A 12558-nucleotide genomic window follows, 5' to 3' on the forward strand; every position below is an offset into this window, starting at 1 on the left:
TCAATCCATAATGCTCGTTAAAAAACGACGCCCGCTTTAAAGATGACGTTGGCGTAGGGGGTACACTCGCCTGTACGAATAACGGCATGGCTATCGTGGGTGCGTACTTTGAAGTCTTCGTGGGAAACATACTGGATAGAAATAGATTTTCCGCTTCGCTCCTCTTCATCGAGGATTTCTTTGATTAGTGCTTCGTGGCAATCAGGGCTTACCGCTGCGAACTCTTCTGCCAATACGACGCCTTCGATTTGCGACTCAGAGAGCACGACGCGAACCGTTTCAATAAACCCAGGCACACCGTGGGTTAATGCGAGATCGATGCGTTGAACATGCTGGGGAATCGGTAAACCCGCATCGCAAATCACATACTCGTCAGTGTGTCCAAGGGTAGAAATTAAATGCGCAATCTCTGAATTCAATAAGGTGTTTTTTTTCATTCTTTAACCTTCTTACAGCGGCTAATTCTCGATAACGCCTCTTTGCTCATACAAACCAAAGAAGAAAAATCCATCATCGAAACGTTTCGCTCATTCTTATCGAAACGTTTCGATGCGTCTCTACGAAGACCTAAAAGTCGTGATACTGCTCTCGATTTGCAATGATACTTGCACGAAAAACATGAACTGATTCACTTTAATCATGCGTATCGAAAATGCACGATAGAGGGGGCTGTGGCACAAATATCTGGTTAATGTAGGTAAGTCGGCGGTAACAGTGGTAGGCTGCCTCCATGCAGGTGTGCTTCACACTCGAGCCAAAAGGCCAATAAAAACAAATGCAAAACAATCTACAGCCACAAATTACATCCGGCATTTACCGACTAACTGACGAATGGACGCTTGACCTTCCCTGTGAATTCAACGTCACGATGGAAGATGAAGATCTTGTCATATGGCATGAAGGATTCACGATTTGGTGTTCTATTTGGGGTATTGAGCCCGAAGAATCTCCAGAGGAAGCTCTCCAATGGATCATGGAAGAACAAGCGGAAGACGCGTTTGATATTCAAAATGGTGAAGACAAAGGATTGGTTTTCTATCGCTATCGCTTGTTCGAAGAAACAAATAATTTCCGCGTTGCCTCGTTATATAACTTCACATTTAGCCACTCAAGCTATGTACAACTTGGTATTTACTTTAACGATGAGGATGCTTTTTCAAAGGCAAAAGCTATCTGTCAAAGTTTAACATTCACAAACAAAATGCTATTGCACTAACCCTCCCTCGCATGTCGGTAAATAAACAATAGCCGACGCTTATTGACGTATATTGCGATTCTAAATCGTTTATGGCGCGAGACGTAATTCGAAAAAAGTCTTCGTACGTCTCGCTTTCACAACACACCTCAATAACTTATCACCGTTAGGCTCTAAGAAAACCCTGTCTGGCTTTTCACTAGACAGGAAATAAAAAGCACGTGAGCGATCGCTTTGGACAATATTTCACCATCCAAATAGATAGGTTTCCAGTGAAGGATACGATCACCCTCCAGAAGCTTGCCACCTCTCCCCGTTTAGGAGGAGGGAGACGCCGCACGCGTGTTATTAGAGCCGCCTTGCCTGCCAATGATGATAAAACAAACTTGGTCACCTCGGCTTAGCGGCCTTCAGTCAAAAATGTAAACAGTCGGAGGTAACATGCAGACTGATATTCCAGAAGGTGCCAGAGCCCCACATTTTTGGGAGGCGATCATTTCGCTTTTATCCCTTGTTGTGGGCATCAGTATTTCTATTGTTCTATACGGTTTGGATCCACAAGTCCCCATGATGCTCGGTGTCGTGGTAGCGAGTATCGTCGCGCTAAGATGCGGCTTCGCTTGGAAAGACATTCAGGGAGGTATGATCTCAGGGATTCATAACGCGCTACCCGCCATGATCATTTTGATGATTGTTGGATCTCTCATCGGCGTTTGGATCCTCGCTGGTGTCGTGCCTACACTGATTTTCTATGGCTTAAAAGTCTTAGCCCCTGAGGTTTTCCTCCCCGCTTGTGTCATTATTTGCGCCATTACATCTTTGGCTACGGGTACCAGTTGGGGAACAACAGGTACCATTGGTGTGGCATTAATGGGCGTAGGCGGTGGATTAGGTTTTCCTCTCCCTATCGTCGCGGGTGCGGTGCTTTCTGGTGCTTACTTTGGTGATAAAATGTCCCCTCTATCGGACACCACCAACCTTGCTCCTGCCATGGCGGGCACGGATCTGTTCACCCACATCAAGCACATGTCCTATACCACCAGCGTCAGCATTGGACTTACGATGATCATAGAAATCGTGATTGGACTTCAATACAGTGCTTCCACCAGCAACATTGAACGCATCAACTCTATCCTCACAACGCTTGACAGTACCTTCTTTATCAATCCCGTTTTGCTCTTGCCGCTCGTGATAGTGTTGTTTGTTTCGTATAAAAAAATGCCTGCCATCCCTGGCATCGCGCTGGGTGTCATTTCGGGTGCGATCTGTGCGGCAGGGCTCCAAGGTGCCGATTACAACGCTATAGCAAGTGCCGCGTTTGGCGGGTACGAATCAGCAACTGGTATTGACGATGTTGATTCCCTGTTGTCTCGTGGTGGTATGGATTCAATGATGTACACCATCAGCCTCATCATCGTCGCCATGATGTTTGGCGGCGTGATGGAACGAACAAACCAATTGAAAGTCATCGCAGATAAAGTATTGTCCGCTGCAAAATCCACGGGCTCACTCATTGTATCTACTGTTCTTACAGGGATAGGTGCGAACCTGATTTTGTGTGACCAGTACATGGCGATTGTGATGAGTGCACGAAGCTATGCCGAAGCGTATCGAGAGCGAGGGCTTGCACCGGAGAATCTCTCACGGGCCGTAGAAGACTCTGCGACGGTCACGGCAAACCTTGTCCCTTGGAACTCAGGCGGGGCCTATCAGGCTGCGACCTTAGGCGTCGCGACGTTAGCCTATCTACCCTTCGCCTTTTTCTGCTGGTTGTCGCCTCTGGTCACCATTCTCTTTGGTGTTATGGGTTGGACGATCTGGAAAATCGGCGATGAAAAACCAAGAGAAGCGAGCGTAGAGCGAAACCTCTAGCCAAACTTACCTAGTTCCACAATGCGCTGATTGAACTCAATCAGCGCGATTTTCCGTTTCTTCTGTCCTGCCCCCTGCATTGCTAACCTATTGCGAATGCTTTGTGAGATTTCCGCGAGATTTAGTCACTAACTTCTTTAATACGTCGTCATTGCGCCCGTTTCAGGGGTGATTTGACTCCGTTTTACCAAGGAGAATAGATAGTGACTGTCATCCTCAACTCTGTTTTATTTCCACCGTCACCGTCCGAACAACCATCAGCACATGGAAGTGTTTTTAATCTCGCCCCGCTATCAAAGCTATCTCCAGAAGACAGACGCAAGTTCGTTAAATACGGCCGAGGAAGACTAGAGAAACCTGCATTTAGCACTCTGAATCAAGCATTCGAATATCACGCAGCGCGCTCACCGCATGCCATTGCCGCCATGCATGGAAGCCGAGCAATTTCCTACGGCGAGCTTAATCAAGAAGCAGAGAAACTTGCCACGCTTTTGCAAAAAGCAGGAGTGAAGCAGGGAGAGTCGGTCGGACTATTTATTACGCGCTCGATCCCTATGTTGGTCGGCATGTTAGCTTGCCTTAAAATTGGTGCTAACTATGTTCCGCAACATGCCAATGTTGCCCCAGCCAAGCAGCTTGAGCACATCGTCGACGTTGCTAGAATTCGCATCATCCTTACTCTCTCAACGCATAGAAAACAGCTTCCTACTTTTAACAACAGCATTGTTCTGGAACTCGATACCTTATTGAAGTCATTCGAGTTCCGCGCGTTGGATATTGCAGGAAAACGACCTACCAAGCCCAGTGATGTCTGTTTTGTTTTATTTACCTCTGGAACAACGGGCAAACCAAATGGTGTTCAGGTCACTCACCGCAACGTATGCAATGTTGTTTTGACCTCCCCCGGCAACTTGGGGGTGACGCCGGGTATGCGTGTCGCACAGATCCTAAGCATCGCCTTTGATATGTCAGCATGGGAAATTTACGTCGCCCTTTGTCACGGTGCGACACTGCTTATTCGTGACAGTGTCATTGAACACACAACCAGCAATGCGAACGTCATCATCGCCACGCCATCCATACTTGGGCAAATCAATCCAGATAACTGTGAAGACGTCAAAGTCGTTGCTGTGGCAGGCGAACCTTGCCCTCGCCCTCTTGCCGAAAAATGGGCAATCCAATGTCGTTTCTACAACGGTTGCGGCCCAACTGAAACGACCATTATCAACACAGCAAAATGGTTTCAAACTGGCGGAGCACTCACCATTGGTAAGCCCACTCCAAATAACACGATATACATATTGAACGACTGCTATGAGCCTTGTGATATCGGTGAAATTGGTGAGATGTGGGCAGGAGGCGCGGGTGTTACCAAAGGGTATCTTGCCAATGCCTCCCTTAGCCAAGAAAGATATCGTCCCGACCCATTTTTAGGGGATGGTCATATTATGTTCCGCACGCGGGATTTGGGTCGTTGGACGGAAAATGGCGAACTGGAGCATTTCGGACGTACCGACGATCAAGTCAAGATAAGAGGGTATCGCGTAGAACTCGATTCCGTCTCTGCCATTTTAGAAACGTTGGACAATTGTCGTCTTGCCATCACGATGAAAGTCGACGCTGAAAAACTTGTCTCTTTTGTTGTTCCCGCTGTGATAGACGAAGCCACCGCAATCGCCCATGTGGCAGCTTCATTACCCTACTACTCAGTCCCAGCGAAAGTGATTGCGTTCGACCAACTGCCTTTGACGCCGCGCGGCAAAATCGACAAACGCAAACTGCTCGACATCTACAAGAACCACGCGTCACCTTCGCACGAGCCGGACATCGGGAACAGTGCATCATGATGCTCCCCTATACCGACGTTCAATTGCCCCAAAAGCAACCTGCTCTTCGCCGTATATGGAAATATCCAGTGCTTGAGCACTATGTCCGTTTAATTATTCTGGTGAGTTCCGTCAATATAGCTTGGCTGATTTATGGATTGACCGATGGGGGATGGTTTACGGCTTCGCACGTTGACTTGGCAAGCCTAAGTAACGCCGTTATTGGTAATTTTTTTATCGCGGTTATCGTTCGACAACAATACACCATCAATCTACTCTTTCGGCTTGCCACCCTCGCGCCAGTAACATGGCCATTGGCAGTTCGCTGGCATTTAGGAAAGGTTTATCACCACGGTGGGCTCCACAGCGGTAGCGCGGTCAATGGCACCTTGTGGTTTTTCCTGTTTAGTGGAGGCTTAATCTATCAGCACCACGAAAATGCCGCCGAGATATCCACCGTAACCCTTTGGAGTACGGTGATAATTAACGCCTTGCTGGTTATCATGATCGCAATGGCAATGCCAACGATACGCCGCAAGTTTCACAATGCGTTTGAAGCCACTCACCGCTTTGCTGGCTGGTTCATTCTGATCCTGTTCTGGATTCAAACCGTTTCGTTAGCCAAGAACATCAAACCAACAGATGATATCTGGACAACCGTACTACAAACGCCCGCATGCTGGCTTCTTGGCATCATGACGTTCAGTATCCTTCTGCCTTGGCTCAGATTGCGAAAAGTCCCTGTGCGGATTGATACTCCGTCCAAGCACGTCGCGTTGTTAAAATTTGACTACGGTGTTACACCGTTTGCGGGTTCATCCATGGCGATTAGTCGTTCTCCTCTGATGGAATGGCATCACTTCGCCAATGTGCCGTCTCCGACTGAATCTGGCTATCGGTTAACGGTGTCGAGAGCTGGCGACTGGACCGGGCGTCTTATTGACGACAAACCTTCGCATTTATGGGTGAAAGGTATCCCCACCGCGGGTGTTGCCAACATCGAAGTGCTGTTCAAACGCGTTGTCTATATTGCTACTGGCAGTGGTATCGGCCCTTGTTTACCGCACCTTTTGGCGCAAAAACTTCCTATGTTGCTGGTCTGGTCAACACGAGATCCTCGGAAAACCTATGGCGATAAACTCGTGGACGAAATACTTGCAGCTCAACCTGATGCCATCATCTGGGATACCGATAAAGACGGCAAACCAGACATGGTTCACCTTGCGTATGCCGCCTACCAATCCTTCGATGCAGAGGCAGTGATTTGCATCTCCAACCAAAAACTCACCCGACAGGTTGTGTTCGGCATGGAAAGCAGAGGCATTCCGGCTTTTGGCGCAATTTGGGATTCCTGACGGAGTAAAACATGCTTATTCAAACTGAGAAAATCCAAGGCGTTGTTATCCTGCGTCTGCACCGTCCCAGCAAACGAAATGCACTTTGTACCGCCCTGATGCAAGAAATGGTCACGACATTAACGCAATACGACAATGACCCTGATGTTGGGTGTTTCATCCTCACGGGCTCGGAGCAAGTGTTCGCTGCAGGTGCAGACATTAGCGAAATGGCCGACATGTCATATCAGGAAATGACGGCAACTGACTATTTTGCAGGTTGGGAAGCGATTAGTCGGATACGAACCCCTATCGTCGCAGCCGTTGCTGGTTATGCGCTTGGCGGAGGTTGTGAGCTCGCCATGATGTGTGACACTATTTTTGCAGCGGAATCGGCACTATTTGGTCAACCAGAATTGACGATTGGCGTCATTCCAGGAATGGGAGGATCTCAACGACTGACTCATCTGGTAGGTAAATCAAAAGCAATCGACATGATACTGACGGGAAGAATGATGGACGCGGTTGAAGCTGAACGCGCTGGGTTGGTTTCTCGCGTTGTTCCCGACGATCAACTCATGCATGAGACCTTAGAAGCGGCGAAAACCATCGCCAGTTACAGTAAACCCGCTGTCATGCTCGCAAAAGAGTGCGTGCTGAATGCAGAGACGCTCTCTGTGGAAGCCGGCGTGAAATATGAACGTCGCGCCTTTCATGGTCTGTTTGCCACCGAAGACCAGAAAGAAGGCATGCACGCGTTCATCGAAAAACGAAAACCACACTTTACAGGGCATTAACCAGTGCTTAAAACGGCAGGGCTCTCCTGTTCCTGCCAACTTTCTAGGCGGACTCCTCGGTGAATCTCTTCCATCATTCTTTGAGAAAGTGTCTAAATTTAGACAGCTTACTGGATATCCTTTCCTTAGACTTATCCTTCTGCGTCAAGTCGCATAGGTCATAACTACAACCCATAAACGTTGTTATATGCCGAATGGATGAAGGAATAAGAACAATGAGTGATGCCAATTCACCCGCAGACAGTGAGAGAAGCGCGCCATCTCAGACAGAAGCCGCCAACAGCGCGCGACGCATAACCTATTACTTGATCGGGATAGCATTGTTGGTATGGCTATATACTTTATGGGCTGACAGATTCACCCCCATGACTAATCACGGTCGTATCAACGGACAGCTTATCCGAATAACCCCACAAGTCTCCGGTCCCATCGCAAGTGTCTCTGTATTAAACAACGCAGAAATACGCCGCGGACAACCGTTACTCGACATTGACCAACAACCCTTCCAGTTAGAAGTCAATGCTGCAAAATTAGCCCTTCAACAAGCCACTTTGTCTGTAAGAGCGGACTCTGCCGCAATCGAAGCAGCAAAAGCGAATCAAGTGGCAGCAAGGGTTAAGTTGGTAAATGCAACACAACATGCGCAAAGAAACAAAACCTTGGCTCGAAGAAACGTCATTAGTCAATCCACCCTTGATGACAGCGTCGCTGCGGAAAACAGTGCCCAAGCTGCGCTCTCACAGGCAACTGCAGACTTACTCAAAGCCGAACAAGCCTTAGGGCCAAAAGGGAAAAATAACCCCCAAATAAAGTCAGCCCTGAACCGACTAGATCAGGCACTTCTCAATCTGTCCTACACACAATTAAATGCGCCCGCTTCCGGCGTCATTACCAACATGACGTTAGCGACAGGTGATTACGCATCACAAGGTAAACCAATACTCACCTATATCAATAATTACCATTTTTGGTTGACTGCCATGGTGCGCGAAAGCTCCTTGGTCTACATCGAAAAAGGCACGGTCGTAAAGGTCGTGCTTGACGCTTATCCCGGACAGATTTTTCACGGGGAGGTATCTTCTGTCGGTTGGGGAAGCAGCGGTAACGGCAACTTGCACGTCGATTCCGTCAATGGCTTGTTTGATTCGCCCAATGGACTTCAGCATGCACAACGTTTCCCTGTAAACATTCGCTTTTTCGACCTGCCTAAAGACATCAATCTTCGCTATGGCGGAAGAGCCACAGTCAGTTTCTACACGGGACAATCGTCATTGGGTGAGAGCCTGCTTGATGTATGGACATGGTGTTGGAGTTACCTAAGCTATGTTTCATAGCCGTGGAAATGGCATTCTTCGTCTCGCGCTTTTTCCCGTGCTGCTTTTGTTTTGGCAACACTATTTCGGTACGTCCCTTCCATTGATAGCACCGGCAATTTGTGCCATGTTTCTCAGCATCACCGTAAAGCCACCACCTCTAAAAATGGTGCTTTTCATGGGGATTATGCTCTTTGCATCCGCGTGGTTTCAGGCATTTCTGAGTAATTTCCTCATTGACCGACCCATCATTTATTACAGCTGTTTATATATTGTTTTTTACTGGTGTATTGAGCGAGCGCGCAGCAACCCACAGGATCTACTTTCTACCATGCTGCTATTGTCGACGATCTTGGTCGCTGTATTTACCCAACAAAAGGGGCTGGATGTCAGTCAAATTCCCCTAGCACTGCTCAAGGAAATCATGGTTGCAGGTCTGGTGGCGTACCTCGCTTTTTTCTTACTACCTGAGGGCAACCCCATTGCTGACACGACCCCACCACCAGCGTTTGGGGCTGTCCACGTTGAAATTTGGCACATCATATTTAAAGCGATGGTCATTTTGATCGTGCTTATCACTGCCATTCACATGAACTTGGTACAAAGCACCATAGTGACACTCACCATAGCCCTCATTTTGAAAGACCCCAACCCCATTAGCGGGCATAGGTACGGATTAAGGCGACTTCTAGCCACTTACGCAGGTTTTTTGTTTGCTATGCCCGCACTCCTTGCCAGTGCTTTGGAAACTAACCTTGTTGGTCAATTGAGTGCCGCCCTATGCTGTGCCCTATTAATGGGGATATACGCGACGCGGCGTTTCGCGAGCTTTAATGCCATTCAACTGCTTTTCTCAGGCTATGTGGTTCTTATTTATTACGGCCTGACACAAGGTGCAGGCAGTGCCTTTATTGATGATGGTAAACGCCTGTTTTCGATCCTTTTTGCTGTCCTGTTAGGCTCACTCGTATTGGTTCTTATACAACCTTCCAAACGGGTAACTTATTGATGTGATATTCATCTTCTAAATGCATTTTGGTGACTGTAAATTTGTCGGTACGTTCTCACTTTAATCTTTTTCAAGATGACCAAACATTCTGTGCTATAGATAATACTATCGTTAGCTTGAATTATTCGGTTTCAGGTTGGTAATTATGGATATCAGTAAAGAAATGAATCACTGGATCACCCTCGACTACAAAATTGCTTTTTTCTTCCCTGCATAAATACATTTAGCGCAGTCTCATGCGTTAGATGCACTCTCACATCTGCAAAATATATCTAAGGGCTAAATAGCTCAGGGGTTTCTTTTGCACAAAAATAATCAAATCATTTTAAGAAACTAAAATTTCTGACGGACAGCTATCGCCTTAAAATAAATAACGCGCGATAACATGTCGTCCGAAATAAGGAAAAGGCATACTAATGGAAAACTTCAAACATATTCCTGAACCATTTCGTATTCGCGTTATCGAGCCAGTAAAGCGCACAACACGCGCTTACCGTGAAGAAGCCATTGTAAAAGCGGGCATGAACCCATTCTTGTTAGACAGCGAAGACGTCTTTATCGATTTATTGACCGACAGTGGCACGGGTGCAATTACGCAAGATATGCAAGCCGCAATGCTGCGTGGTGATGAAGCTTACAGTGGGAGCCGCAGCTACTATGCACTCTCCAATGCAGTGAAAGACATCTTTGGTTACGCGTTAACTATCCCTACGCACCAAGGCCGTGGTGCTGAGCAAATCTATATTCCCGTGCTGATCAAAAAGCGTGAGAAAGAAAAAGGCTTAGACAGAAACAAAATGGTCGCGCTGTCGAACTACTTCTTTGACACCACGCAAGGCCATACACAAGTAAACTGCTGTGTGGCGAAGAACGTGTACACCAAAGAAGCCTTTGACACCTCCGTCACGGCAGATTTTAAAGGTAACTTTGACCTAGAGAAGTTGGAAGCGGCGATTATCGAAGCGGGTGCGGAAAACGTGCCATACATCGTAAGCACCATCACGTGTAACTCTGCAGGCGGTCAGCCAGTTTCTATTGCCAACTTAAAGGCGGTCTACGAGATTGGTCAGAAATATGACATCCCAGTCATCATGGACTCCGCGCGCTTTGCTGAGAATGCTTACTTTGTGCAGCAACGCGAAGAGGAATACAAAGACTGGACCATCGCCGATATCACGCGCGAAGCCTATAAATATGCTGATGGTCTGGCGATGTCCGCGAAAAAAGATGCCATGGTCCAAATGGGCGGCCTGCTGTGCTTCAAAGACGAATCCATGATGGATGTTTATCAAGAGTGTCGCACCCTTTGTGTCGTTCAAGAAGGCTTCCCAACATACGGCGGGCTTGAAGGCGGTGCCATGGAACGTTTGGCCGTTGGCCTTTACGATGGCATGCGCCAAGAATGGCTGGAGTACCGTATCAAGCAAGTTCAATATCTGGTTGATGGTTTGGAATCTATCGGAGTTATCTGTCAACAAGCAGGTGGCCATGCCGCATTTGTTGATGCAGGTAAACTGTTACCGCATATTCCCGCAGATCAATTCCCTGCTCATGCATTGGCTTGTGAGCTCTATAAAGTCGCGGGCATCCGTGCGGTAGAAATCGGCTCTCTTTTGCAAGGCCGTGACCCACAAACAGGTGAGCAATACCCTTGCCCAGCTGAACTTCTTCGACTCACTATTCCTCGTGCTACCTATACCCAATCGCACATGGATTTCATTATTGAAGCGTTTGAAGAGGTGAAAAAGAACGCCCAATATGTGAAGGGCCTTGAGTTCACCTATGAGCCATCAGTATTGCGTCACTTTACTGCTCGACTCACTGAGGTATCACCGGTAACAACTATAAAAAAGCCTTCGGCTAAACCTCAATTAGAACCAACCGCATAAATATATTATCGAGCGCAATTAATATTGCGCTCTTTTTTTACCTTTTTTAAATTTAATTTCGTGAAATTTGAGAGTTATAATTATGGAAAAGAGCCCTTCTTTAATAGGGGGAGCCTGTATCATTGCCAGCGTTTGCGTTGGTGCTGGTATGTTAGGGCTCCCCAGTTCAGGTGCGGGAGCCTGGACAGTTTGGTCAATTCTTGCAATTACAGCAACCATGATTGTTATGACTATTTCTGGTTGGATGTTATTGGAGTCGTTTAAACACTACGATCTAAAAGTTTCTTTTAATTCTGTTACTAAAGATCTTCTCGGCAGCAAAGTAAATCTCTTCAATAATATTACCGTATACTTTGTCGGAGGCATTTTATTATATGCTTACATTACATCTTCTGGCCTGATCCTGCAGGAAATAACAGGACTTAGCAGTCAGCTAACCTCCATCATTTTTGTTTTAGTCTTTTCGCTATTTGTTTGGCATTCCACGCGCGCAGTGGACCGTATTTCAGTCGTTCTGATTGCATTTATGGTTCTGAGTTTTGTCTTTGGCGTGTCGGGAATGGCAATTAACGTCGATTTAGGTGTGCTTTTCGATGCTGCAAATGAAGAGCGTAAATATGCACCTTACGCAATGGCTATGTTACCTGTGGCGTTAACCTCGTTTGGTTACCACCATTCCGTGTCGTCAATGCGTGCCTACTATGGCGAAGAGCGTAAAGCAAAGTACGCGATTCTCGGTGGCACAATCATTGCGCTAACACTGTATTGCCTATGGTTGGTCAGTATTTTTGGCAACCTCCCTCGCCATGAGTTTGGTCCGGTTATTGAGCAAGGTGGTAATGTCGATGTTCTGTTGAAAGAACTCGATGGTGTTATCACCTCAGACAGCGTCTCCAAAGCCATCAATGCATTCTCAATGGCCGCAATACTGTCCTCCTTTATAGGCGTAGGCTTAGGTGTTTTTGACTTCTTGGCCGATTTCTTCAAGTTTGACGATACGCGAGAAGGCAGAACCAAATGTTGGTTGGTGACTTTCTTACCGCCATTGGTCATGTCACTGCTATTTCCGTTCGGATTCATCGTTGCTATCGGCTACGCGGGTGCTGCGGCAACCGTTTGGGCATGTATCGTTCCAGCACTGCTGGCGTTGAAATCACGTTCAATGATTGGCGGCAATCAAGGCTTTATGGCACCGGGCGGGAAAGCCATGATTGGTGCGGTCATTCTTTTTGGTGTGCTAACGGCACTCTTCCACTTCCTCGCTATGGCTGGGTTATTACCTGCATTCATCGGGTAAAAACCACATCTTCGTTATTCAAAAGG

11 protein-coding genes are annotated in these 12558 nt (G+C 47.2%); 10 read left to right on the forward strand and 1 reads right to left on the reverse strand.

Features of this window, described 5'->3' with window-relative positions; genetic code table 11:
• Window positions 1-17: 17 nt before the first annotated feature.
• The gene (gene rbsD / locus LRP49_RS02430; RefSeq protein WP_274139947.1) at window positions 18-437 is read right to left on the reverse strand and encodes a D-ribose pyranase; all 420 of its coding nucleotides are present in this window, start codon (window positions 435-437) and stop codon (window positions 18-20) included.
• A gap of 338 nt (window positions 438-775) precedes the next feature.
• On the opposite strand from rbsD, the gene LRP49_RS02435 reads away from it, so the two are divergent.
• The 10 genes from LRP49_RS02435 (at window position 776) to LRP49_RS02475 (ending at window position 12532) form a co-directional block, all read left to right on the forward strand.
• The gene (locus LRP49_RS02435; protein ID WP_274139948.1) at window positions 776-1216 is read left to right on the forward strand and encodes a hypothetical protein; all 441 of its coding nucleotides are present in this window, start codon (window positions 776-778) and stop codon (window positions 1214-1216) included.
• Between the two features lie 420 nt (window positions 1217-1636).
• Window positions 1637-3067, forward strand: a complete 1431-nt coding sequence (nhaC, locus tag LRP49_RS02440) for a Na+/H+ antiporter NhaC (protein ID WP_274139950.1) — start codon at window positions 1637-1639, stop codon at window positions 3065-3067.
• 203 nt (window positions 3068-3270) lie between these two features.
• Window positions 3271-4914 (forward strand): amino acid adenylation domain-containing protein, encoded by a 1644-nt coding sequence (locus LRP49_RS02445; protein WP_274139951.1) that lies wholly within the window; start codon window positions 3271-3273, stop codon window positions 4912-4914.
• A complete protein-coding gene (locus tag LRP49_RS02450; RefSeq protein ID WP_274139953.1) occupies window positions 4911-6248 on the forward strand; it encodes a ferredoxin reductase domain-containing protein in 1338 nt (445 codons plus the stop codon). Before LRP49_RS02445 ends, LRP49_RS02450 begins: the two co-directional genes overlap by 4 nt.
• An 11-nt stretch (window positions 6249-6259) precedes the next feature.
• Window positions 6260-7024, forward strand: coding sequence for an enoyl-CoA hydratase-related protein (locus LRP49_RS02455; RefSeq protein WP_274139954.1), 765 nt, complete (start codon window positions 6260-6262; stop codon window positions 7022-7024).
• A 215-nt stretch (window positions 7025-7239) separates the two neighbouring features.
• On the forward strand, window positions 7240-8358 hold the full coding sequence (locus LRP49_RS02460; protein ID WP_274139956.1) for an HlyD family secretion protein: 1119 nt from the start codon (window positions 7240-7242) through the stop codon (window positions 8356-8358).
• Window positions 8348-9346 (forward strand): DUF2955 domain-containing protein, encoded by a 999-nt coding sequence (locus tag LRP49_RS02465; RefSeq protein ID WP_274139958.1) that lies wholly within the window; start codon window positions 8348-8350, stop codon window positions 9344-9346. Before LRP49_RS02460 ends, LRP49_RS02465 begins: the two co-directional genes overlap by 11 nt.
• Window positions 9347-9509: 163 nt before the next feature.
• Complete coding sequence (gene tnaC / locus LRP49_RS25290; protein WP_420791516.1) at window positions 9510-9563, forward strand: tryptophanase leader peptide; 54 nt, start codon at window positions 9510-9512, stop codon at window positions 9561-9563.
• 199 nt (window positions 9564-9762) lie between these two features.
• A complete protein-coding gene (tnaA, locus tag LRP49_RS02470) occupies window positions 9763-11235 on the forward strand; it encodes a tryptophanase (protein WP_274139959.1) in 1473 nt (490 codons plus the stop codon).
• Window positions 11236-11317: 82 nt separating this feature from the next.
• A complete protein-coding gene (locus LRP49_RS02475; RefSeq protein WP_274139960.1) occupies window positions 11318-12532 on the forward strand; it encodes an aromatic amino acid transporter in 1215 nt (404 codons plus the stop codon).
• The last annotated feature ends 26 nt before the right edge of the window (window positions 12533-12558 follow it).

The sequence above is a fragment of the Enterovibrio qingdaonensis genome (assembly GCF_028683135.1).
Classification (GTDB): Bacteria; Pseudomonadota; Gammaproteobacteria; order Enterobacterales; family Vibrionaceae; genus Enterovibrio; species Enterovibrio qingdaonensis.

What these genes read in the sequence shown, in the direction of transcription:
- LRP49_RS02455 (WP_274139954.1), top strand. Translation starts at nt 6,260, where the DNA reads ATGCTTATTCAAACTGAGAAAATCCAAGGCGTTGTTATCCTGCGTCTG.
- LRP49_RS02460 (WP_274139956.1), top strand. Translation starts at nt 7,240, where the DNA reads ATGAGTGATGCCAATTCACCCGCAGACAGTGAGAGAAGCGCGCCATCT.
- nhaC (WP_274139950.1), top strand. Translation starts at nt 1,637, where the DNA reads ATGCAGACTGATATTCCAGAAGGTGCCAGAGCCCCACATTTTTGGGAG.
- LRP49_RS02465 (WP_274139958.1), top strand. Translation starts at nt 8,348, where the DNA reads ATGTTTCATAGCCGTGGAAATGGCATTCTTCGTCTCGCGCTTTTTCCC.
- LRP49_RS02435 (WP_274139948.1), top strand. Translation starts at nt 776, where the DNA reads ATGCAAAACAATCTACAGCCACAAATTACATCCGGCATTTACCGACTA.
- LRP49_RS02450 (WP_274139953.1), top strand. Translation starts at nt 4,911, where the DNA reads ATGATGCTCCCCTATACCGACGTTCAATTGCCCCAAAAGCAACCTGCT.
- rbsD (WP_274139947.1), bottom strand. Translation starts at nt 437, where the DNA reads ATGAAAAAAAACACCTTATTGAATTCAGAGATTGCGCATTTAATTTCT.
- tnaA (WP_274139959.1), top strand. Translation starts at nt 9,763, where the DNA reads ATGGAAAACTTCAAACATATTCCTGAACCATTTCGTATTCGCGTTATC.
- LRP49_RS02475 (WP_274139960.1), top strand. Translation starts at nt 11,318, where the DNA reads ATGGAAAAGAGCCCTTCTTTAATAGGGGGAGCCTGTATCATTGCCAGC.